Consider the following 22,854-nt stretch of genomic DNA (forward strand, 5'->3'; position numbering starts at 1 on the left):
CGATCGACACCGCGATCAAGGGCATCTCGACCGCGCGGGCCACGCTCGGTGCGTACCAGAACCGGTTCGAGCACACGATCAACAACCTCAACACCTCGGTGGAGAACCTGTCCGCGTCCGAGTCCCGCATCCGCGACACGGACATGGCCCAGGAGATGGTGTCCTTCACCCGCTCACAGATCCTGACCCAGGCCGGCACCAGCATGCTGGCCCAGGCCAACCAGGCGCCGCAGAACGTCCTGTCCCTGCTGCGCTAACAGATCCCCCCAACCACACGGACAACACACACACGCACCATCCTCCTCAGTCGATGACACACGGCGGCGCCCCCACCCACGGGGGCGCCGCCGCTGTTTTTCCCGGGAAATTCCTGCCCAGAAGCCTTATGCGGCACGACCGGGTGCCGATGTTGAGAACGACCGGGCCACGGATGGCCCGGCCAGTGACCCGATTCAAGGAGGAACTTCATGGGTCTTCGCATCAACAACAACATCGCTGCTCAGAACGCCTACCGTAACCTGTCGGTCACGGACGGCCAGATGAGCAAGTCGCTGGAGAGGCTGTCGTCGGGTTACCGGATCAACCGTGCCGCCGACGACGCGGCAGGTCTCTCGATCAGCGAGGGTCTTCGGTCCCAGATCGGCGGCCTGAAGGTCGCGGTGCGCAACGCCCAGGACGGCATCTCGGTCGTGCAGACCGCTGAAGGTGCTCTCACCGAGACGCACTCGATCCTGCAGCGTATGCGTGACCTCTCCGTTCAGGCGTCGTCCACGGGTTCGCAGGACACCGATGCGCGCACGGCCGCGCAGACCGAGTTCACTCAGCTGAACGCTGAGCTGGACCGGATCGCGACCACCACGTCGTTCGGCGGGCAGAAGCTGCTCGACCCGACGGCAAGCTACACGGGTACTTTCCAGGTCGGCGCCAACACGGCGTCCGCCGATCAGATCGCGGTCAACCTCGGCACCGCCGCCTTCGGTGGGGTCGCCGTGACCGGCTTCGACTCGACCGGCCTCGGGGTCGACTCGCTCGACCTCGTGACGGGAGCGTCGGCGGCCATCACCGCGATCGACACGGCGATCAAGGGTATTTCGACCGCTCGGGCCACGCTCGGTGCATACCAGAACCGGTTCGAGCACACCATCAACAACCTGAACACAGCCGTGGAGAACCTGTCCGCCTCGGAGTCGCGCATCCGGGACACGGACATGGCCTCCGAGATGGTGTCGTTCACCCGCTCGCAGATCCTGACCCAGGCCGGCACGAGCATGCTGGCCCAGGCCAACCAGGCGCCGCAGAACGTCCTCTCCCTGCTGCGCTAGAGGAGCTGGAGTCGATGGCCTGACGAGGGCATGACAGGGCACGGCACCCACCCAGGGCGCCGTGCCCTGCCAGTCTCCAGCCGCCCCACCGCGAGCGGCTGGTCCCGCGCCGGGGGGTTCCCACCCCGCGGCCCCCCATGCGCCGCTGCGCGTCGCACTCAAGCCTTTTCTCCTCAACTCCTCCCGGGCTCGGCCGATCTGCCCCGTGAACAGGCCACGGAGGGCCGGACCGAGCTCAAGGAGGAACTGTCATGGGTCTCAGGATCAACAACAACATCGCCGCGCAGAACTCCTACCGGAACCTGTCGGTGACCGACAACCAGATGAGCAAGTCGCTGGAGAAGCTGTCGTCCGGCTTCCGGATCAACCGGGCCGCCGACGACGCGGCCGGCCTCTCCATCAGCGAGGGCCTGCGCTCGCAGATCGGCGGCCTGAAGGTCGCGGTCCGCAACGCGCAGGACGGCATCTCGGTCGTGCAGACCGCTGAAGGCGCGCTCACCGAGACGCACTCCATCCTGCAGCGCATGCGCGACCTGTCCGTGCAGGCGTCCTCGACCGGTTCGCAGGACTCCGACGCGCGGACCGCCGCGCAGACCGAGTTCACGCAGCTGAACGAGGAACTGAACCGGATCGCGACCACCACGGCCTTCGGCGGGCAGAAGCTGCTCGACCCGTCGAGCAGTTACGTGGGCACCTTCCAGGTGGGCGCCAACACCGCGTCCGCGGACCAGATCACGGTCAGTCTCGGCACCGCCGCCTTCGGCGGGGTCGCGGTGACCGGCTTCGACTCGACCGGCCTGGGGACCGACGCGCTGGACCTGGTGACCAACGCCTCCGCGGCGATCACCGCGATCGACACGGCCATCAAGGGCGTGTCGACCGCCCGGGCGACGCTCGGTGCGTACCAGAACCGGTTCGAGCACACCATCAACAACCTGAACGTCGCCGTGGAGAACCTGTCCGCGTCCGAGTCCCGGATCCGTGACACGGACATGGCCCAGGAGATGGTCTCGTTCACGAGATCGCAGATCCTGACCCAGGCGGGCACCAGCATGCTGGCCCAGGCCAACCAGGCGCCGCAGAACGTGCTGTCGCTGTTGCGCTGACAGCGCTCGTAAGGCGGGGAGGGGACCGAGGTTTCCTCCCCGCACGCGTGTTTCGCAGTTCTTTTAGGGGGTTCCACCATGGGTAGCGTCGACGGCCTGATCTCGGGCATGAGCACCTCGTCGGTCATCAGCGGGCTGATGCAGGTCGAGGCCGCCCCACAGACCGCCCTCAAGGCCAAGGTGGCCACGCAGCAGAAGGTCGTCACCGCGTACCAGGGCATCAACACCAAGATGAAGGCCCTGCTCACCGCGTCCAAGGCGCTGGTGGACCCCACCGCCTGGAAGGGCGGCGTCGCCACGTCGAGCTCGGACGCCGCCACCGCGACCACGACGTCGACCGGCGCGCAGAGCGGTGCGCTGTCCTTCCGCGTGAACAAGCTGGCCGCCGCCCACGCGGTCGTCTTCAACGGCACGGTCGGCGCGACCACCGACACGATCATGAGCGGCTCGTCGTTCCAGATCGACGTCAACGGCACGCCGAAGACGGTCAACGTCACCGACACGTCGCTCAAGGGTGTCGTCGACGCCATCAACAAGACCGCCGACCTCGGCGTGAAGGCCACCGCCTTCCAGGTCTCCCCCGGCCAGTACACGATGCAGCTCACGTCGACCACGACCGGCTCCGCCTCGACCTTCGACTTCACCAGCGGCGGCAACCCCTTCACCCTCGGCGCCGAGCAGATCGTCTCCACGGGCGCGGACGCCGAGCTGCTCGTCGGCGACCCGGCCACCCCGCTGAAGGTGACGTCGTCGACGAACACGTTCAAGGACCTGATGGACGGCCTGACCGTCACCGCCACGAAGGTGCAGCAGCCGACCGACCCGCCGGTGACCGTCACCGTCTCCCGCGACAACGAGGGCATCGCCGGCAAGGTCCAGGCCATGATCGACGCGGCGAACCAGGCGCTGTCGGAGATCTCCAGCCAGACCAAGAACAAGAGCGGCTCGGTCCCCGGCGGCCCGCTCGCCGGCAACAGCATCATGTCGCAGGTCGCCAGCAACGTGCTCAACACCGTCTCCGGCGGCACCGCCAGCAACGGCAGCTACAAGGACGTCGGCATCGAGCTGACCCGCGACGGCCAGCTCACGTTCGACAAGGCCAAGTTCATCGCGGCGCTCGACGCCGACCCGGAGAAGACGCAGGCGCTGTTCATCGACACCGCCCAGACGGACGTCACCCTGAAGACGGGCCTCGCCGACAAGCTGTCCGGCGTGGCGGACACCGCCACCCAGACCAACACCGGCACGCTGTCCCGGCTGATCACCAGTGGCAACGACGCGATCACGGACCTCAACCACCGCGTCGACGACTGGGACGTCCGGCTGCAGGCGCGGCAGGCGACGCTGCAGAAGCAGTTCGGCGCCATGGAGACCGCGCTCGGCAAGCTGAAGAACCAGGGCAGCTGGCTGTCCGGCCAGCTCGCCTCGCTCGGTTAGGCCCTGCTCCCCCTCAGGCCACTGGAGATCGAATGACCACACAAGCCCTGCGCAACCGCTACGTCAGCGACAGCGTCGCAACGGCTCCCCCGTCCCGGCTGCTCGTCATGCTGTACGACCGGCTGGTGCTCGACCTGATGATCGCCGGCCAGTCGCTGGAGACGGGCGACAAGCCGACGGCGTCGGCGCGGATCCAGCACGCCCAGGAGATCATCATGGAGCTGCGGGCGACGCTGGACCCCACCGCGTGGAGCGGCGGGCCGGGCCTCGCCTCGCTGTACAGCTACCTGATCACCGAGCTGGTCCAGGCCAACGTCACCGGTGACCGGGGCAAGGTCGAGGCCGTGCAGAGCTTCGCCGAGCAGTTGCGCGACGCATGGCGGGAGGCGGCCGCGCAGGTGATCGGGTCCGGGCCGTGACCACGCCCCAGCACGAGGCCGGCGGCGAGTGGGACGAGGCGTGGGTCGCGGCGCTCGACGCGATGGAGCTCGAGGCCGACGAGGTCGAGCAGATGCTGCGGCACCGCGACGTGCTGGAGGCCGCACCGGTGACGGCGGTGACGTTCAGCCCGCCGGAAGGGCTCGGCCCGCTGCCGATCGCGCTCGCGGACCGGGCGCGGCGGCTCGTACAACGGCAGCTCGACCTCTCCAGGGAGCTGACGATCGCGATCGCCGGCAACCGCCAGCAGGCGCGGCTGGTCAACCGGCTGCACCGCGAGGCGGCCGAGACCGTGCCCGTCTACGTGGACAACCGCACCTGAAGGATCCGGGGCAGAAAGCGCCCGCAACCGAAAAGCACTGCGAATGCGCCCGAAACTGCCGATGACACCGGCATGACCCACATCCCGGTGTCCGTGATCGTCGCCGCTGGGGGCAGCGCCGACGACTTCCACGCCTGCCTGCTGTCGCTGCGCGCCTCCCTCGGCCTGCGCGACGAGGTGGTCTGCGTGCTGCCGTCGGACCGCGCCGACCTGCGCGCCGAGGTGCGCGGCGAGCAGTGGCTGAAGGTGATCGAGTCGCCCGCCGGGGCAGGGGCCGCCGAGCGGTGGGCCGCCGGCGTCGACGCGACCCGCCACCCGATCATCATCCTCGTCGACGGTGACGTCGTGCTGTCCGCGCACTGGCTCGACCCCGTCCTGGAGCCCTTCGGCGACCCGTCCGTGGTCGCCACCGGCCCGCGCTGCCACAACAGCTTCGGCCCCCAGCAGGCCGAGCTGCCGAAGGAGGCGATGGCCAGCGCGGCGGCGTTCAAGGCGTTCGCCAGGCAGTGGCGGCAGGACCATCGCGGCGAGTTCAGCGACGTGGACCGGCTCGGGCCCGTGTGCGTGGCGATCCGCCGCGACGCGCTCGCGATCGCCGGCGGGCCGACCGCCGACCTGCCCTGGGACGGGCTCGCGGTGCAGGGACGCGTCACCGTGGCGCACGCGGCGCTGGTGGCGCACGTGGCGTCGACGAACTGCGGGCTGCGCGGCGAGTTCACCGACGAGCCCGGCGCGCCGCTGATCAGCGCGGCGCTCATCGTGAAGGACGAGGCCGACGTGCTGGCCCGGTCCCTGGACGCGCTGCGCGACCTGGTCGACGAGATCGTCGTCTACGACACCGGCTCGACCGACGACACGGTCGCGATCGCCCGCGCCCACGGCGCCCGGGTCGTCGAGGGGTACTGGAACGAGCACTTCGGCGACGCCCGCAACCGCTGCCTGGAGCACTGCCGCGGCACGTGGGCGCTGTGGGTCGACGCGGACGAGATCTTCACCGGCGATGCGAAGGCGGTGCGGGCGGCCGTCGCCGGCGGCGGCGACGCCCGGGCCTTCTTCGTCACCATCGACAACCAGGAGGGCCACGAGGGCGGCTCCGGGCACAGCACCATCTACTTCCCCCGGCTCTTCCGCAGGTCGCCGTCGCGCCTGTACGGGCGGCTGCACGAACAGGTCGTCGACCGGGTCACCGGGACCGCCATGGTCGGCCCGCAGCTGACCACGGCGGTGCTCACCCACGTCGGCTACACCGCGCTGCGCAGGACCGTGAAGAGCAAGGCCGAGCGCAACCTGCGGCTGGCGGAGCTCGCCGCGGAGGACGTCAGCGGGATCACCGCCATCGGCAACCTCGCCCGCGCCCAGATCGGCTCCGGGCACATCGAGGAGGCCATCGAGACGTCCCGCCGCGGCCTGGAGCAGGCGAAGGAGAACAGCCACCGGGTCCTGTTCCTCAAGATCCTCGCCGACGCGTACCTCGCCCTGAAGCGCCTGACCGAGGCCAACGAGACCATCGAGGAGCTGCGCAGGATCGCCAGCACCGCGTTCACCGTCGACGAGCACGAGGTCAAGCTGCGCTTCGCCGAGGGCGACTACGAGCGGGCCCTGGAGATCGTCGCGGCGCTGCCGGAGTCGGGCATGAACGACCTGCTGTACGGCGTCGGCAAGGGCCGCTTCGCCGGGCTGCACATCGACGCGCTCAGCCGGCTGGACCGGAACCAGGAGGCGGCGGAGCAGCTGCGGCGGTCGCTGCGGGAGGGGCGGGTGCCGGTGCCCGTCGCCCGGATGGCGCAGGTGCTGGGCGCCGCCGACGGCAGTCTCGCGGAGGTCGCCGAACTGCTGCCCCGCGAAGGGGTGCGCGGGCTGCTCTTCGGCATCGCGGAGGCGCCGCCGGAGGCCGCCGACGAGCTGCTGGAAGCGTTGTGGCGCCGGTACCCCGGCGAGCCCACGGTGCTGACCGTCGCGGCCCGGGTCGGCCGGCTGGTCCCGCTGATCCGGGCGATGGAGTGGTCGGCGCGGCTGCGGCAGCACGGGTTCGCGGAGCGCTGCACGCTGCTCGCCCTGTCCGGCAACTCGCGGCGCACGCCGCGGGAGCGGACCCTGGCGGCGGCGATCGCCCTGGAGATGTTCCACGACGAGGCCGCGCTGCCGCTGCTGAACGAGGCTCTCGCGGCGGTGCCCGACGACCAGAGCGCCCCGGTCCTGGAGGAGATGCGCATCCTCGCCCCGAAGGTGTCCGACTCCATCGAGCTCGCCGACGCCTGAAACATCGCTGACCGAGCACCGGCACGCAGCCGCCGACGCGCAGCAAGGCCGACATGCCGGCACGTCGAACGGCCGTACGGACGGACGGACGGACGGACGGACGGTCCCCCTCCCCGGACATGTCCGCTGCGCGAACATGTCCGACATTTCGGTTATGTCGGTGAGCGGAGCGAGTCGACATAACCGAGGCAGCGTCCGCAGAACCGAGGCAGCGTCCGCAGAACCGAGGCAGCGTCCGCAGAACCGAGGCAGCGTCCGCAGAACCGAGGCGGCGTCCGCGGAACCGGGGCGGCGTCCGCGGAACCGGGGCGGCGTCCGCGGAACCGGGGCGGCGTCCGCGGAACCGGGGCGGCGTCTGCGGAACCGGGGCGGCGTCTGCGGAACCGGGGCGGCGGAAAGCGGCCGGCACCGCCCCTTGTGGGACGGTGCCGGCCCTTGCGTGGCTGCGGGGTCAGCGGCCCGCGCCGACCAGCTCGCCCTCGATCACCGGGGCGGGCGGCCGCGGCGCCTCGCGGGGGCGCATGAAGCGCGGCGCCCACCAGTTGGCGTTGCCGAGCAGGGTCATCAGCGAGGGCAGGACGACCGCGCGGATGATCGTCGCGTCGAGCAGGATCGCGGCGGCGAGGCCGACGCCGAGCTGCTTCATGTCGATGGTGCTCAGCGTCGCGAAGATGGAGAACACCGCCACCATCACGATCGCCGCGCTGGTGACCACGCCGGCGGAGCCCGTGATGCCGTGCGCCACCGCGTCGCGGGTCGGCATGCCCTGCTTGACCGCCTCGCGGATGCGGCTGACGACGAAGACGTGGTAGTCCATCGACAGGCCGAACAGCACCACGAAGAGGAACAGCGGCAGCCACGACACGACCGCGTCCATGGACGTGAAGCCCAGGATGCCCTCCGCCCAGGTGCCCTGGAAGATCAGGACGACCAGGCCGTAGGACGCGCCGGCGGAGAGCAGGTTGAGCGCGATCGAGGTGACCGCGACGACCACCGAGCGGAACGTGAAGGCCATCACCAGGAACGTCAGCACCAGCACGAACCCGACGACCAGCGGCAGCTTGTGCTTGACGTGGTCGGCGTAGTCGACGTCGGCGCCGACGAACCCGCCGACGGCGGCGTCCGAGCCCGCCTGCACGCCCGGCACCTTGCCGACGGTCTGCGGGACCATGACCTCCCGCAGCTTGTCGAGGGACTCCTTCGCCTGCTCGGAGCGGCCGGCGAACGGGGTGGCGACGTCGAGCACGGCGACCTTGCCGTCGGCGGACACCTCGACGTCGGGCGCCTCGTCAAGGGGCGCGAACAGCGGGTCGGCAGCGGCCGCCTTCGCCAGCTCGGTCAGCGCGGCCTTCGTGGCGTCGAGCTGGCCGGCCGGGACGCGGACGGCGACTGTGTGCACGGTGCCGTTGCTGGGGTACGCCTTCACGAGCCGGTCGTAGGCCTGCATGGCGGGCGTGGTGCGCGGCAGGTCCTCCATGCCGGGGAAGCTCAGCCGCATGCTCAGCGCCGGCGCGGCGAGCGCCAGCAGCGCCAGGACCGAGATCGCCAGCGTGGCCACCGGGCGGCGCAGGGCGGGCCGGAGGATGAAGCTCCAGACCTTCGACTGTCCCTCGCCCTCGGCGCGGGGCCGGGTGAGGCGCCACAGCACCGGGACGCGGGGCCGGTCGATCCAGCGGCCGAGCTTCGACAGCAGCGCCGGCAGGACGGTCAGCGAGCCGATCACGGAGACGAGCACGACCAGGATCGAGCCGACGGCGAGGGACGAGAAGACCACGTCACCGGCGAGGAACAGGCCCGCCATCGCGATCGTGACGGCGACGCCGGAGACGACGACCGCGTGCCCGGACGTCTCGGCCGCGATCTCGACGGCGTCGAGGTGCTTGCGGCCCTTCGCCCGTTCCTCGCGCTCCCGGCGCAGGTAGAACAGGGAGTAGTCGACGCCGACGGCCATGCCGATGAGCAGGATGACGCTGGCGGTGGTGTCGGTCGACGGCACCAGGTGCGAGGCGAGCGTCGAGAGGCCGAGCGCGGCCGCGACCGACGACAGCGCCAGCAGCACCGGCACGCCGGCGGCGATGAGCGCGCCGAACGCGACGATGAGAATCGCGAACGTCACCGGCAGGCTGAGGAACTCGGCCCGCTGGAAGTCCTTGCCGAGCGTGTCGTCCATGGCCTGGCCGATGGACTCGCCGCCGGTCTCCTCGACCCGCAGCCCAGGGTGGGCGCGCTGCACGCCGGCGGTGGCGTCGCGCAGCTTGCCGACCCGGTCCTGGGCGGTCTCGGGGTCGCCGCTCATGGTGACCCGGACCAGCAGCGCGCCGCCGTCGTGGGAGGGCAGCGGGTCGCTCACCGAGGCGACCTCGGGCAGCGCCTTCATTGCGGTCGCCACGTCGGCGGCGGCCTTGTCCGCGGCGGTCCGGTCCAGGGCGCCGGACAGCGGGGTGATGAGGACGCTCTCCGTCGCCGGGTTGTCGAAGTGGCCCTCGTTGACGATGACGTCGGCCCGGCCGGACTCGCCGATGGCCTGGTCGGAGTTGCTCGCCTCGACGGTGCCCGCCATGTTCCCGCCGATGAAGCAGACAGCGACGAACACGACCCACAGAGCGATTGCGCGCCAAGGGTGCTCCGCGCTCCAGCGCGCCACCCGTACGGTAACTGGTCTCTTCTCCACGCAAGAGACGCTATGGATTGCGCGCCCCGCGAACATCCGGGCTGCACCCGACCCGCACCCGGATTCGGGCATTGGGGGTTTTCCCCGAGGCCGATTTCCTCAACCCGGGCCGACGTGCGCCGATGGCTCCAATGAGCAAGGATCGCTCACTCCAAGGGCCAGGGACCGGCGACACACCGCAACAAAGCCGTTTTTCGGTGGACGGGAGCGTCCCAGCCGTGTTCGAAGACGTCACGTCGGTCACCCTGCACAGCGCCCTGACGGGGCTGGCGAAACGGCAGCGGGTGATCGCCGACAACATCGCCAACATCGAGACGCCCGGCTTCCTCGCCGGGCGGGTGTCCTTCGAGGACTCCCTGCGCACCGCCGTCGAGGCCGGCCGGCCGCAGGACACGACGATCGCCGTGGCCCGGTCGCTGGAGCCGACCCGCGAGGACGGCAACAACGTCAACCTCGACCACGAGGTCCTCTCCAACATCGACACCGGTCTGCGGTACCAGACGATGCTGCGCGGCGTGGACGACAAGTTCGGCCTCCTGCGGACCGCGATCAGGGGCTGACGATGACCATCTTCAGCGCCATCGGCATCGCCGGCACGGGCGTCACCGTCTACCGCAAGTGGCTGGACGCGGTCGCCGACAACGTCGCCAACATGAACGACGCGCAGTCGACGTCGGGCCAGGTGTTCCGCGCCCGCTACGTGCAGGCCCGCGCCGTCGACTACGGCACCGGGGAAGGCGGCGCGGTCGTGGCCGGCACCGCGCTGGGCGATCCGAAGGGGCGTCTGGTGTACGAGCCGGAGAACCCCCTCGCCGACCGCGAGGGCTACGTCAGGTACCCCGACATCGACCTCGGCTCGCAGATGACACAGATGATCATGGCGCAGCGCGCCTACCAGGCGAACCTCACGGTGGTCGACCGGGCGAAGGACGCCTACCAGGCCGCGATCCAGATCGGGAAGGGCTGACCATGACCATCGACGCCGTCGGGGCCGTCAGTGCCCTTCCCGCGCTCCCGCCGATCTCCGCGTCCGACTCGAGCGCCCCGTCGTCGTCCGGCACCGACTTCGGCGCCATGGTCGCGCAGGGCCTCCAGCGGCTGCAGCAGGTGCAGGACAACGCCGACCACCTCGCCGTGCAGGCCGCCACCGGAAGCCTGACCGACGTGCACGACTACATGATCGCCGCGACCGAGGCGAACCTCGCGACCAGCCTCACCGTCGCCGTGCGCAACCGGGCCCTTGAGTCCTTCAACGAGATCATGAGGATGCAGGCCTGATGCGTGACCGGCTCACCGCCCTCATGCGGCGGGGGACCGACGGCTGGAAGGCCTTCACCCCCGGGCAGCGGGCGGTCACGATCGTCGCCGTGCTCGCCCTGGCGATCGGCGGGTACTTCTTCGCGACCTGGGCCGGCAAACCGACCATGGCGCCGCTGTTCTCGAACCTGGCCGCCACCGACGCGAGCGCGATCGTCGACAAGCTCAACGCCGACGGCGTCACCTACACGCTGTCCGACGGCGGCAGCACCATCAACGTGCCCAGCGACCAGGTGTACAGCCTGCGGATCTCGATGAGCGGGGCCGGCCTGCCCGCCGCGGGCGACGCCGGCTACTCGCTGCTGGACAAGCAGGGCATCATGACCAGCGAGTTCATGCAGCAGGTCACCTACCGGCGGGCCCTGGAGGGCGAGCTCGGCAAGACGATCGAGGCGATCAACGGCGTCAACAAGGCCACCGTGCACCTCGCGATCCCGCAGAAGGACGTCTTCACCGACGACCAGGTCGCGCCGACCGCGTCGGTGCTCGTCGACACCGGCACGAAACCGCTGCCGGGCGGCGCCGTCACGTCGATCGTGCACCTGGTGTCCTCCAGCGTCGAAGGGCTCGAACCGGACGCGGTCACGGTCGTCGGCGCCAACGGCAAGGTCCTGTCCAGCGCCGGCGACGGCCCGGGGTCCTCCCCCGACGGGCAGTCCGGCCAGACGACCGCCTTCGAGCAGCGGCTCAACAACGCGCTGCAGAACATGCTCGACACCGTCGTCGGGCCGGGGCACTCCGTCGTGCAGGTGACCGCCGACCTCGACTTCGACGCGACCGAGACCAAGACGCAGAAGTACGTCGCGGACCCGGCCGTGCCGCCCCTGTCGGAGTCCAAGTCATCCGAGCAGTACACGGGCGGCAACGGCACCCCGGTCGGCGGCGTCCTCGGCCCGGACAACATCCAGGTCCCCAACGGCACCGGCGCCGGCGGCGACGGGACCTACCAGCAGTCCACCGAGACCCGCAACAACGCCGTCGGCATGGTCACCGAGACGAAGAAGACCGCGCCCGGCGCGGTGCGCAAGCTCGCCGTCGCCGTCATTGTCGACAGCTCCGTGGCGAAGGTCGACGAGGCGCAGCTGCAGCAGCTCGTCTCCTCCGCCGTCGGCCTCGACGCGACCCGCGGCGACCAGATCGCGGTCAGCTCGATGGCGTTCGACACGACCAAGGCCACGGCCGAGCAGAACGCGCAGGCGGAGGCCGCGAAGGCCGAGAAGAGCGAGCTGCAGCAGAAGTACATCCAGATGGGCCTGATCATCCTGGCCCTGCTGGTCCTGCTGATCCTCGCGGCCATCTCCAACCGCCGCCGGCGCAAGCGGGAGAAGGTGCAGCTGACCGAGCAGCAGAACGCGGCTCTGGAGGAGATGCAGGCGGCGATCGAGGCGGCCCGCGCCAAGCTCGCCCTGGAGGGTCACGGCGGCATCGGCGGCGCCCACGAGCTCGAGGGCGCCGGCGGGCCCGGCGAGGAGTTCGACCGCGACGGGCGCTTCCGGGACATCACCCAGATGGTCGAGAAGCAACCCGATGAGGTCGCGCAGCTGCTGCGCGGCTGGCTCGCCGACCGGCGCGGCTGAGCGGGCCGGTTGACCGATGACGACCGGGGAGATGACGGGGCTGCGGAAAGCAGCCATCCTCCTTGTCCAGATGGGCAAGGAGGACGCCGCGAAGATCATGGCGCATCTTCGCGAGGCCGAGGTCGAGGAGCTCACCGCCGAGATCATGCGGCTCGGGCAGGTCGAGGGCGACATCGCCGACGTGGTGCTCGAAGAGTTCCACGACATGGCGACCGGCCACCGGTACGTGGGGCAGGGCGGCCTCGACTTCGCCCGCGACCTGCTGGAGGCGTCGCTCGGCCGCGAGCGGGCCGGCGAGATCGTCGGCCGGCTCAACACCGTCTTCATGGACGTGCCGTTCGGCTTCCTCGGCCAGGCCGACCCGCGCCAGCTGCTGTCGTTCCTGCAGGACGAGCACCCGCAGACGATTGCGCTGGTCCTCGCCCACATGACTGCCACGCAGGCGTCGCAGATCCTCGGCGGGCTTGCCCCCGAGCTGCAGGCCGACGTCGCGCACCGCATCGCCGTCATGGACCGCACCTCCCCCGAGATCATCCGCAAGGTGGAGGCGACCCTGGAGCGCAAGATGTCCTCGGTGCTCCAGCCGAGCGACCTGTCCGCGGTCGGCGGCCTCGAACCGCTCGTCGAGATCATCAACCGGACCGACCGGGCCACCGAGCGGCTGATCCTCGAAGGGCTCGCCGGGCGCAACCCGGAGCTGGCGGAGGAGATCCGCTCGAAGATGTTCATGTTCGAGGACATCGTGTCCCTCGACGACCGCTCCATCCAGCTCGTGCTGCGCCAGGTGGAGACCAACGACCTCGCGACCGCGCTCAAGGGTGTCCGCGAGGAGGTCCGCCAGAAGGTCATGAAGAACCTCTCCGAGCGTGCCGCGGAGAACCTCGCCGACGAGATCGAGATGCTCGGCCCGGTCCGCCTGCGCACCGTCGAGGAGTCCCAGGCGAAGATCGTCCAGGCGATCCGCACCCTGGAGGAGTCCGGCCAGATCACGATCCGCCGAGGGGACGACGATGAGTTCGTCGGCTGAGTATCCGCTCGCCTTCCCGCCGCCGGCGAAGAAGCGCGCGGGCGCGCCACGCCCGGCGTTCCCGCCGCCGCCCCCGCCGCCACCGACGCCCGCGACCCGCGCGTTCCCGCCGCCGGAGGTCCCCTCGACCGTCCGGTACGGCGAGAGCGTCCTCACCGACGACCGCGCCGGCGCCGCGCCGCAGGCCCGGTTCGACGTCGACCTCCGGGAGCGCGAGACGTTCCCGCCGGAGCTCGTCGAGCGGGTCCGCGAGGAGGCGGAGGCCGCCGGGTACGCCGCCGGGTGGGCGCAGGGCATGCGGGAGGCGAAGACCGGCGCCGAGGCGCAGGCCGCGAGGGTCGCCGCCGAGGCCGCGGCGGCCGCCGAGGAGCACCGCCGCCGCATCGAGTCGGCCCTGCGGGCGATCGACGCCGCCGCCGGCACGCTGGAGCGCCGGGCGGTGCCGGCCGCGCAGGACATCGAGGACCAGATCGTGACGACGGCGTTCGCGCTCGCCGAGGCGGTCCTCGGCCGGGAGCTGCGGACCGCGACCGAGCCCGGCCGGGAGGCCCTCGCGCGGGCGCTCGCGCTCGTGCCCGGGACACGTCCGGTGACGGTCCGGCTCAACCCGGCGGACCGGCTGACGATAGGACAGACGGAACTGGTCATGGACGGCCGCACGGTGTCCCTCGTGGACGACCCGGCGCTCGGACCGGGCGACGCCCTCGCACTGTGCGACGCCACGTCGGTCGACGCCCGGCTCGCGCCGGCGCTCGACCGGGTCCGGGAGGTGCTCGAACAGTGACGTCGTCGCTCCAGCAGCGCATCGCCGCCGCCCGCCAGGCCGCCAACCCCCGCGTCAGCGGCCGGGTCACCTCGATCGTGGGCCTGTCGGTCACGGTCGCCGGCGTCGGCGGCCGCGTGGGCGACCTCGTGGAGATCGGCGACCCGGGCGGCCTCGGCTCGACGGTCCCCGCGGAGGTCGTCTCCATCGACGGCGACCGGCTCGCGTGCCTGCCGCTCGGCGCGCTCACCGGCGTCGGCACCGGCAGCCCCGTGCGCAGCACCGGCTCGCCGCTGCAGATCGCCGTCGGCCCGCAGCTGCGCGGCCGAATCCTCGACGGGCTCGGCCGCCCGATGGACGGCGGGCCGGCGCTCACCGGCCTGGAGCGGGTCACGGTCGAGCACGACGCGCCCGACGCCCTCGCCCGCGGCCGGGTCCAGGAGCCGCTGTCGCTCGGCGTGCGCGCCCTGGACACGCTCGTGCCGTGCGGGCGCGGGCAGCGCATCGGCATCTTCGCCGGCTCCGGCGTCGGAAAGTCCAGCCTCATGTCCATGATCACCCGCGGTACGGACGCCGAGATCTCCGTGATCGGCCTCGTCGGCGAGCGGGGCCGCGAGGTCCGCGAGTTCATCGAGAACGACCTCGGGCCCGAGGGCCTCGCCCGGTCCGTCGTGGTGATCGCGACCTCCGACCAGCCGCCACTGGTGCGGCTGCGGGCCGGCTTCGTCGCGACGCGGATCGCCGAGTACTTCCGCGACGGCGGCCAGGACGTGCTGCTGCTGATGGACAGCCTCACCCGCACCGCGATGGCGCAGCGCGAGGTCGGCCTGTCGGCGGGCGAACCGCCGGCGACCCGCGGCTACCCGCCGAGCGTGTTCGCGCTGCTGCCGCGCCTGCTGGAGCGGGCCGGTCCGGCGCCGGTCGGCTCGATCACCGGCCTGTACACGGTCCTCGTCGAGGGCGACGACCACAACGAGCCGATCGCGGACACCGCCCGGTCGATCCTCGACGGGCACATCACCCTGGACCGGCGGCTCGCCACCTCCGGGCACTTCCCCAGCATCGACGTGCTGGAGTCGGTGTCCCGGGTCGCCAACGCGGTCACCACCCGTGAGCAGCGCGCCGACGCCACCGCGATGCGGCGGATGCTCGCCGCCCACCGCGACGTGCGGGAGCTGGTCGAGATCGGCGCGTACGTGAGCGGCACCAACCTCGACGCCGACCGCGCCCGGGCGCTGTGGCCGCAGATCAACGACTTCCTGCGACAGGACATGGACGACACCACCCCGGCTCCGCGGGCGTGGTCGATGCTGGATGCGCTGGTGAGCTCCTGATGGCGAAGAACGGTTTCCGGCTCGGCGCGGTCCTGCGGGCCCGCAAGGCCCAGGAGGACGCGGCGAAGGCGGCCGTCGTCCGGGCCCGTGGCGAGGCCGCCGCGGCGCACGGGGCGGTGCACGCCCGGGAGCGCGACCTCGACGGCCGGCGGGTCCCGGACGGGGCGACGTCGGCGGCGTTCGCCGCGACCCTCATGGCCCGGCAGGCGACGGCGACGGCCCTCGCGGCGGCGATCGGCGCGGCGGAGTTCGCCGACCAGACCGTCCAGGACCGGCTCGACGACCTCACCGACGCGGCCGTGCAGCGCCGCACGATCGAGAAGCTCCAGGAGCGGCACGACCTGACCCGCAAGCGGACGGCGGCCGCGATCGAGGCCAAGGCGGTCGACGACCTCACCACCTCCGCCGCCTTCAACCGCAGGGGTGACGCATGACGGTTTTCGAGGCGCAGGCGCGCGTGGCGGAGATCCGGACCCGGATCGGGCTCGGCGCGCCCACCGCGACCGGCAGCGGGGAGGCGTTCGCGGCGACCCTGAAGTCCACATTGGACAGCACCGCCGCGGTCACCGGCGGGGACGTCGTGGACGCGGCGAAGCGGTACCTCGGCACGCCGTACGTCTTCGGCGGCACCAGGCCGGAGAGCGGCCTGGACTGCTCCGGCCTCGTCCAGCGGGTCTACGCCGACCTCGGCGTCACGCTCCCCCGGGTGGCGAAGGACCAGGCGCGCCAGGGCACCGCGGTGGCCGACCTGGCCCACGCCCGCCCCGGCGACCTGCTCGCCTTCGGCAGCCCCGTCGACCACATCGCGATCTACCTCGGGAACAACCGCATGATCGCCGCCCCGCACGCCGGCGACGTGGTGAAGGTCCAGGACGTGTACGAGACCCCCACCGCCATCCGCCGGATCGTCAACACCTCGCTGGACCCGGCGTGGTCCTCCGCGCTGTCCGGCGCGACGGGCGCCGGATCGCGCTCCGCGACGGCCATGGCGCTGCGGCCCGCCGCCCTCACCGGGGCGACGGTGGCGACGCCGGCGGAGGTGCCCTACGCGGAGCTCTTCCAGCAGGCCGGCGCGAAGTACGGCCTCGAGCCCGCCCTCCTGGCCGCCGTCGCGAAGGTCGAGTCCGGCTACGACCCGGCCGCCGTCAGCGGCGCCGGCGCGCAGGGCCTCATGCAGCTGATGCCGGCCACCGCCCGCGGCCTCGGCGTCGACGCCCTCGACCCGGCGCAGGCGGTCGACGGCGCCGCCCGGATGCTGTCGTCGAACCTCGAACGCTTCGGCTCGATCGACCTCGCCCTCGCCGCCTACAACGCGGGCGGCGGCGCGGTCAGCCGCTACGGGGGCATCCCGCCGTTCGCGCAGACCCAGGCCTACGTACCCAAGGTCAAGGCGGCCATGGAGCAGCTCGCGGGAAGGGGTTTCGCATGACCGCACCACTGGACGTCACCCGGCTGGCCGCCGCCACCCGCGCCGCCGACCAGCCTGCCGCCGCCGGCCCCTCGGACGCGTTCGCGGCGGCCCTGGCGGCCGCCACCCACGGCCGCGCCTCCCAGGGTGCACCGACCCAGGGCGCCCGCGACCGCCGCCTCGATCAGCGCTTCGAACAGCGCTACGAGCAGCGCTACGAGCAGCGCTCTGAACAGCGCCCCGAGCAACGCCCCGTGCGGCGCCCGGAGCAGGACCGCGACCGGGACAGGACGGACAGGACGCAGGACCGGCGCTTCCCGGTGCGGGACCGCCGGGCCGACGACCGCCGCCGCACTCCCGAGGCCGACACCCTCGCCTCCACCGCGGCCGCCCAGCAGCACCGGGAGCCCGTGATGCGGCACCCCTCCGCCGAGCGGCCCCAGGAGCCCCGCGATGCCGCCGCCGCTCCGGTACGGCAAGCGCCCCGCCCGGCGGACCCCACGCCCGGCGCCTCGAGGCCCCCCGCGCACGCCCCCGACGACCCGGTCACCGAAGCGCGCCCCGGCTCGGCCGGCGAGGCGGGCGTGCGGCGCCCCCTGGAGGCCATGCTGAGGGCCGCCGCCGCCGAGACCGGCCCGACGGTGGTGACCGTCCCGCTCGTCGCCGCCGAGCCAGGACCCCAGCCGGCGCTTCCCACCACCCTCCAGCCGGCCGGGCACCAGCTCGACGCCCGGGCCGTGCCCCAGGCCGGGGCGGCGCCGCAGGAACAGGACCCGGCGCGGACCACGGCCCAAGCGCAGCTCGGTCTGCGGCCGGGCGCCCCCACCGGGACCGCGCCCGGGACCGAGATCGGTGCTGCGACCGGGGCGCAGTCTGAGGGGCAGGCCGGGTCCCGGACCGCGGCGCGTTCCGGAGCACAACTCACGGCACAGACCGGAGCACAGCTCGCGGCCCAGGCCGGAACGCAGACCGGGGCACAGCTCTCAGCGCAGGCCGACGTCCAGGCCGCGGCTCAGGCTGGGGCGCGGCTCGCGACGAAGGCAGGGGCGCAGCTTTCAGCTCAGGCCGGAGCGCGGCTCGCGGCGCAGGCCGGAACGCAGGCCGCGGCAGAGCTCGCGGCGCGGGCTGAAGCAGAGCTCGCGGCTCAAGCCGGAACGCAGGCCACCGGGCAGGACGCGGCGCGGACCGGGGCACAGGCAGCCGGGCAGGACGCGGCTCGGATCGGGGCGCAGCTCGCGGCGCGCGCCGGGACGCAGGCTGCCGCCGGACAGGACGCGGCGCTGACCGGGGCGCAGGCCGCCGCGCAGGCGCTGCCCGACCCGGCGGCGCGACTCGCCACACCGCCGCAGGTGCCGGCCGATCCCCGTGCCGCGCGGCCGGCCGGCGAAGGGCAGGACCTGGCCGCCTGGACCGGCAACCCGCTTCCCGGTGCCGGCCTGACCGCCACCGCGGCGACCACGCCGCTGGCGGCGCCCGTCGTGGCCGCGTCCGGCGCCACGCAGGCGCTCGGCTCCGGGGCAGCACCCGCCACCGTCCCGGCCGCCCCCGCGCAGGGCCTGCTCGCCCAGGCGGCGGCGCTGCTGACCGCGCAGGAGGCGGCACCGGCGACCGGCCCGGCCCAGCTCCCCCGGGCGCCGCGGACCACCGCCCCGGCGACCGCCCAGCTCACCGGCGATGCCGCCCTGATGGCGCAGGCACCGCAGCCCGCGGCGACGCCGGCCACCACACCGCTCGACCCGCGGCACCAGGCTCAGCCCACCACGGCCCAGCCCACCACGGCCCAGCCCACAACGGCCCAGCCCACCACGGCCCAGCCCACCACCGCCGCCCAGTCCGCGCCCCAGCCAGCCGCCCAGTCAGCCGCTCAGTTCGCGGCCCAGTCAGCCGCCGCCCAGTCAGCCGCTCAGGCCGCGGCACGGTCCGCCGCCGAGGCCGGCGGCGCAGCGAGCCCGCAGGGGCTCCCCCAGCCCGTGCCCACGGCCGCCATCGCCGCCACCGACGCGGTGCCGGCCGAGGCGCGTGGCGGGACGGTCGACGGCGGTCAGCAGGCGGCGCAGCTCGCGGCGCAGCAGGCGGCACAGGGAGCCGCACAGGGCGCGCTCGCCGGCGACGCGCAGGGCCGGGGCGGCCAGAGCGGGACACCCGGCGGCAACGGTCACGTGCGGCACTCCGCGCGGATCGAGGACGGTGCCGGCGGAGGGCAGGCGGTGGCCGTACAGCTGCCGCAGACGCCGATGCCGCAGGCCGTCGCGGCAACTCCCGCGCCCGCGCAGGCACCGCCGCCGGCGCCGGTGGCGACGCAGGTCGCGATGGTGCTGACGCCGCTGCGGAAGGGGCCCGACGGGGTGCACCGGATGACGATCCAGCTCAGCCCCGGGGACCTGGGGCAGGTCAGCATCGTCGCCGAGGTGCGGGACGGGACGATCGCCGTGCAGCTGGCGGCGGGCAGTGACGCGGCGCGGGCCGCGCTGCAGGCGGCGCTGCCGGACCTGCGGCAGGACCTGCGGGACGCGGGATTCGGGCAGTGCTCGCTGGATCTGCACCAGGACACTGACCGGCCCGGCAACCAGTCGCAACAGTTCTCAGGTTGGCAGTCGCAGGGTCGATCTCATCAGCAGGCACCCGAGTCGCGGGCGACCGAACCGGTCCTCGACCCGGACGCCCTGGTCGACGTGCGCATCTAGGTAGGGGGTTTCGCCATCACCACCCCGATCACGCCGGTCTCCGGCCCGGTCACCGGCTCTGCCGGTGGCCCTGCCCGCACCCCGGTCAGCAGCCCCGCGAGCAGTCCTGCCAGCGCCCCCGCGAGCAGCCCCGCCAGCGGCCCTGTCAGCGGCAACGTCGGCGACTACGTCCCGAAGCCGGTCCCTGGCAACGTCAGCGACTACGTGCCGAAGACGAACGCGCCCGGCGACGTCGCGAAGACGGACGGCTCGAAGCAGGAAGCACCCGCGAAACCCGGCGGCGACCTGGGCAAGGACGCGTTCCTGAAGCTGCTCGTCGCGCAGCTGAAGTACCAGGACCCGATGAAGCCGATGGACAACTCGGAGTTCCTGGCGCAGACGGCGCAGTTCACCACGGTCGAGAAGCTGACCGATCTGGCGACGGCGCAGCAGAGCCTGCTCACCGCGCAGCTGCAGCTCGGCGCGAGCAACCTGATCGGCAAGACCGTCGCGTACACCGACAAGGACGGCAAGGAGCAGTCCGGCGTGGTGACCGCGGCGACGTTCTCGGGCACCAGCCCCACCCTGCGGGTCGGCGACACGGATGTCGCGCTCACTGCGGTCAAGGAAGTCCGCAACCCGGCATCCTGAAAGGACCCCTCCCCTATGCTCCGCTCACTCTTCTCCGGCATCAGCGGTCTGCGGGCCCACCAGCAGATGATGGATGTCACCAGCAACAACATCGCCAACGTCAACACCGTGGGGTTCAAGTCGTCGCAGGTGGTGTTCCAGGACACGCTGAGCCAGATGATGCGGGCCGCGGGCGCGCCGCAGCAGGGGCAGGGCGGCACGAACCCCGCCCAGGTCGGCCTGGGCGTGCGGCTCGGCGCGATCAACACGAGCTTCATCCAGGGCTCGGCGCAGACGACGGGCCGCGCCACCGACGTGATGATCTCCGGCGACGGGTTCTTCGTCGTCAACTCCGTCGACGAGATGCTCTACACGCGGGCCGGTGCGTTCAACTTCGACGCCGAGGGCAAGCTGGTCACGCCGACCGGCGCCGCGGTGCAGGGCTGGCCGGCGGTGAACGGCACGGTCAACACGAACGCGCCGATCGGCGACATCCGGCTGCCGATGGGCACACTGATCGCACCGAACGCCACCCGCAACATGGTCATCGCCGGTAACCTGCCGGCCGACGCGCCGCTGAACACCACGATCCCGCGATCGATCAAGACGTACGACGTGCAGGGCAACGTGGTGACGCTGACGTCGACGTTCACGCTGACCGCCGGCGGGTGGGAGGTCAGCGTCAGCGACGGCACCACGCCGTCGTCACCGGCGAGCCTGACGTTCCTGCCGAACGGGCAGATCAGCGGGCCCACGTACACGGACTCGAACGGCAACACGAAGATCGGCCTGCTGTACGACCCGGACAGCGACGGCAACGGCGTCGAGGTGGACCTGGCGGGCCTGACGGAGTACACGGGCAGCACGACGGTGAGCCCGCTGAGCCAGAACGGTTCGCCGGCCGCGACGCTGCAGTCCTTCAGCATCAACCCCGACGGTCAGCTCGTCGGCGTGTTCTCCAACGGCAACAAGCAGACGGTGGCGCAGCTCGCGCTCGCCAACTTCAACAACCCGCCCGGTCTGGAGAAGGTCGGCGACTCGCTGTACCGCTTCACCGTGAACTCGGGCCTGGCGCAGGTCGGCGTCGCCGGGACGGCGGGTCTCGGCACGTTGCAGAGCGGTGCGACGGAGATGTCCAACGTCGACCTGGCGCAGGAGTTCACGAACCTGATCGTGGCCCAGCGCGGCTTCCAGGCGAACTCGAAGGTGATCAGCACGTCGGACGAGGTGCTGCAGGAGCTGGTGAACCTGAAGCGGTAAGGGATTCCATCGGACAAAAGGCCCACCCTTCGGGGTGGGCCTTTTCCGTAGCACCTCCACGGCAACCGTCAACTCCTCACCTGTCGGCCGATCGGTCCGATGTGAACTCCGAAGGCACCACGGAGGGGGCCTCGCCCACTACCACCAAGGACGGGAGCGCGTCGATGATCCTGCTGACCCGACTCAACGGCCCGGTGTTCGCCCTCAACCCCGACCTGGTCGAGCGGGCCGACTGCACCCCCGACACCGTCGTGACCCTGGTCGACGGCACCAAGTACCTGATCGCCGAGTCACTGCCGGAGCTGGTGGCGCTGATCCGCCAGTACCGGGCGCAGGTGGTCGTGGACGCGCAGCAGCTCGTGGGGCAGACGTCGGCGGAGCGCGCCGACGAGGCCCGGGAGCTCGCCAAGGAGACCAACGTCGTCCATCTCCACCGTCGGGAGCGCTGACACATGGATCCGGCAACCATCATCGGGGTCGTGCTCGCCTTCATCGCGATCTTCGTCTCGATGATCCTCGAAGGCGGCAGCCCCGGCTCCATCTTCCTGTTGCCTCCGCTGATCCTGGTCTTCTTCGGCACGCTCGGCGCGGCCATGGCCGGCGGCATGCTGAAGGACACGATCGCGCTCGGCGACTCGTTCAAGCGGGTGCTGCTGGGCAGCGTGCAGCCGGCCGACGCGCTGGTCGACGACATCGTCAAGCTCGCCGAGAAGGCCCGGCGCGAGGGGCTCCTCGCGCTGGAGGACGCGATGAAGGAGGTGCAGGATCCGTTCCTCAAGAAGGGCCTGCAGCTCGCCATCGACGGCACCGACTCGGAGGAGCTCGCGACGATCCTCGAGGCCGAGGTGGACGCGAAACGCAAGGCCGACAAGCAGGCCGCGACGATCTTCACGGGCATGGGCGGGTACGCCCCGACGATCGGCATCATCGGCACGGTCATCGGCCTGATCCACGTACTGGAGAACCTGAGCCAGCCGGACAAGCTCGGCCACCTCATCGCCGGCGCCTTCGTGGCGACGCTCTGGGGAGTTCTCTCAGCAAACGTCATGTGGCTGCCGATGGGAGCCAAGTTGAAACGGCTGTCCGAGCTCGAATGCGCACAGATGGAGCTCGTGATCGCCGGCATCATCAACATCCAGGCAGGGGCCAACCCCCGCCTGGTCGCACAGAAGCTCCGAAGCCTGCTGCCGCCGGGCAGCGTCACTGAGAAGAAGGAGGCCGCCTGATGAGCGGACAGCGAAGCGGCTCGGTCCGCTCATCATGTGACAGGTTCGGCTCAGGCCGACGCCGGAGCGCAGCGGAGGTGGCGGCATGAGCGGA

At 71.9% G+C, this 22,854-nt stretch carries 22 protein-coding genes; 21 read left to right on the top strand and 1 reads right to left on the bottom strand.

Annotated features, from left to right (window positions below; all coding sequences use genetic code 11):
• The 7 genes from AB0I21_RS48480 to AB0I21_RS48510 all read left to right on the top strand — a co-directional run.
• Positions 1-257 (top strand): flagellin (locus AB0I21_RS48480; RefSeq protein WP_360571428.1); only part of this gene is annotated, 257 nt, incomplete at its 5' end.
• Between the two features lie 210 nt (positions 258-467).
• Positions 468-1,322 carry a flagellin gene (locus tag AB0I21_RS48485; RefSeq protein WP_344515690.1) on the top strand — a complete coding sequence of 285 codons (855 nt, stop codon included), beginning with the start codon at positions 468-470 and terminating at the stop codon, positions 1,320-1,322.
• A 251-nt stretch (positions 1,323-1,573) separates the two neighbouring features.
• Entirely contained in the window at positions 1,574-2,428 is an 855-nt protein-coding gene (locus tag AB0I21_RS48490) for a flagellin (protein WP_360571431.1), read from the top strand.
• Positions 2,429-2,506: 78 nt separating this feature from the next.
• Complete coding sequence (gene fliD, locus AB0I21_RS48495; protein WP_360571433.1) at positions 2,507-3,865, top strand: flagellar filament capping protein FliD; 1,359 nt, start codon at positions 2,507-2,509, stop codon at positions 3,863-3,865.
• Positions 3,866-3,897: 32 nt separating this feature from the next.
• Positions 3,898-4,284 carry a flagellar export chaperone FliS gene (fliS, locus tag AB0I21_RS48500; RefSeq protein ID WP_360571435.1) on the top strand — a complete coding sequence of 129 codons (387 nt, stop codon included), beginning with the start codon at positions 3,898-3,900 and terminating at the stop codon, positions 4,282-4,284.
• Positions 4,281-4,625: a hypothetical protein gene (locus tag AB0I21_RS48505; protein WP_360571437.1), complete on the top strand. Its 345-nt coding sequence runs from the start codon at positions 4,281-4,283 to the stop codon at positions 4,623-4,625. The genes fliS and AB0I21_RS48505 overlap by 4 nt, the downstream gene beginning before the upstream one ends.
• Before the next feature lie 72 nt (positions 4,626-4,697).
• The gene (locus AB0I21_RS48510) at positions 4,698-6,884 is read left to right on the top strand and encodes a glycosyltransferase (RefSeq protein WP_360571439.1); all 2,187 of its coding nucleotides are present in this window, start codon (positions 4,698-4,700) and stop codon (positions 6,882-6,884) included.
• A gap of 451 nt (positions 6,885-7,335) precedes the next feature.
• Here the strand turns inward: AB0I21_RS48510 and AB0I21_RS48515 are convergent, their stop codons facing one another.
• A complete protein-coding gene (locus AB0I21_RS48515; RefSeq protein ID WP_360571441.1) occupies positions 7,336-9,477 on the bottom strand; it encodes an MMPL family transporter in 2,142 nt (713 codons plus the stop codon).
• Positions 9,478-9,773: 296 nt separating this feature from the next.
• On the opposite strand from AB0I21_RS48515, the gene AB0I21_RS48520 reads away from it, so the two are divergent.
• The 14 genes from AB0I21_RS48520 (at position 9,774) to AB0I21_RS48585 (ending at position 22,760) form a co-directional block, all read left to right on the top strand.
• Positions 9,774-10,115 (top strand): flagellar basal body protein, encoded by a 342-nt coding sequence (locus AB0I21_RS48520; protein ID WP_344515704.1) that lies wholly within the window; start codon positions 9,774-9,776, stop codon positions 10,113-10,115.
• Positions 10,116-10,117: 2 nt separating this feature from the next.
• Positions 10,118-10,522 (top strand): flagellar basal body rod C-terminal domain-containing protein, encoded by a 405-nt coding sequence (locus AB0I21_RS48525; protein ID WP_360571443.1) that lies wholly within the window; start codon positions 10,118-10,120, stop codon positions 10,520-10,522.
• Between the two features lie 2 nt (positions 10,523-10,524).
• The gene (gene fliE, locus AB0I21_RS48530) at positions 10,525-10,833 is read left to right on the top strand and encodes a flagellar hook-basal body complex protein FliE (RefSeq protein WP_360571445.1); all 309 of its coding nucleotides are present in this window, start codon (positions 10,525-10,527) and stop codon (positions 10,831-10,833) included.
• Positions 10,833-12,449: a flagellar basal-body MS-ring/collar protein FliF gene (gene fliF, locus AB0I21_RS48535; RefSeq protein ID WP_360571447.1), complete on the top strand. Its 1,617-nt coding sequence runs from the start codon at positions 10,833-10,835 to the stop codon at positions 12,447-12,449. The genes fliE and fliF overlap by 1 nt, the downstream gene beginning before the upstream one ends.
• Before the next feature lie 16 nt (positions 12,450-12,465).
• Entirely contained in the window at positions 12,466-13,476 is a 1,011-nt protein-coding gene (gene fliG, locus AB0I21_RS48540) for a flagellar motor switch protein FliG (RefSeq protein WP_344515712.1), read from the top strand.
• Entirely contained in the window at positions 13,460-14,260 is an 801-nt protein-coding gene (locus AB0I21_RS48545; protein WP_360571449.1) for a FliH/SctL family protein, read from the top strand. Before fliG ends, AB0I21_RS48545 begins: the two co-directional genes overlap by 17 nt.
• On the top strand, positions 14,257-15,573 hold the full coding sequence (locus AB0I21_RS48550; RefSeq protein WP_360571451.1) for a FliI/YscN family ATPase: 1,317 nt from the start codon (positions 14,257-14,259) through the stop codon (positions 15,571-15,573). The genes AB0I21_RS48545 and AB0I21_RS48550 overlap by 4 nt, the downstream gene beginning before the upstream one ends.
• Complete coding sequence (locus AB0I21_RS48555; protein ID WP_360571453.1) at positions 15,573-16,007, top strand: cell envelope biogenesis protein TolA; 435 nt, start codon at positions 15,573-15,575, stop codon at positions 16,005-16,007. Before AB0I21_RS48550 ends, AB0I21_RS48555 begins: the two co-directional genes overlap by 1 nt.
• Complete coding sequence (locus tag AB0I21_RS48560; RefSeq protein WP_360571455.1) at positions 16,004-17,002, top strand: transglycosylase SLT domain-containing protein; 999 nt, start codon at positions 16,004-16,006, stop codon at positions 17,000-17,002. The genes AB0I21_RS48555 and AB0I21_RS48560 overlap by 4 nt, the downstream gene beginning before the upstream one ends.
• The gene (locus AB0I21_RS48565) at positions 16,999-19,665 is read left to right on the top strand and encodes a flagellar hook-length control protein FliK (protein WP_360571456.1); all 2,667 of its coding nucleotides are present in this window, start codon (positions 16,999-17,001) and stop codon (positions 19,663-19,665) included. The genes AB0I21_RS48560 and AB0I21_RS48565 overlap by 4 nt, the downstream gene beginning before the upstream one ends.
• 204 nt (positions 19,666-19,869) lie before the next feature.
• Positions 19,870-20,295, top strand: coding sequence for a flagellar hook capping FlgD N-terminal domain-containing protein (locus AB0I21_RS48570; protein ID WP_360571458.1), 426 nt, complete (start codon positions 19,870-19,872; stop codon positions 20,293-20,295).
• A 15-nt stretch (positions 20,296-20,310) separates the two neighbouring features.
• Entirely contained in the window at positions 20,311-21,534 is a 1,224-nt protein-coding gene (locus tag AB0I21_RS48575; RefSeq protein WP_344515725.1) for a flagellar hook protein FlgE, read from the top strand.
• Positions 21,535-21,698: 164 nt separating this feature from the next.
• Entirely contained in the window at positions 21,699-21,983 is a 285-nt protein-coding gene (locus tag AB0I21_RS48580) for a flagellar FlbD family protein (RefSeq protein WP_360571460.1), read from the top strand.
• Positions 21,984-21,986: 3 nt separating this feature from the next.
• A complete protein-coding gene (locus AB0I21_RS48585) occupies positions 21,987-22,760 on the top strand; it encodes a flagellar motor protein (RefSeq protein WP_344515729.1) in 774 nt (257 codons plus the stop codon).
• The last annotated feature ends 94 nt before the right edge of the window (positions 22,761-22,854 follow it).

Source organism: Dactylosporangium sp. NPDC050588 (genome assembly GCF_040654975.1).
GTDB classification, from domain to species: domain Bacteria; phylum Actinomycetota; class Actinomycetes; order Mycobacteriales; family Micromonosporaceae; genus Dactylosporangium; species Dactylosporangium maewongense.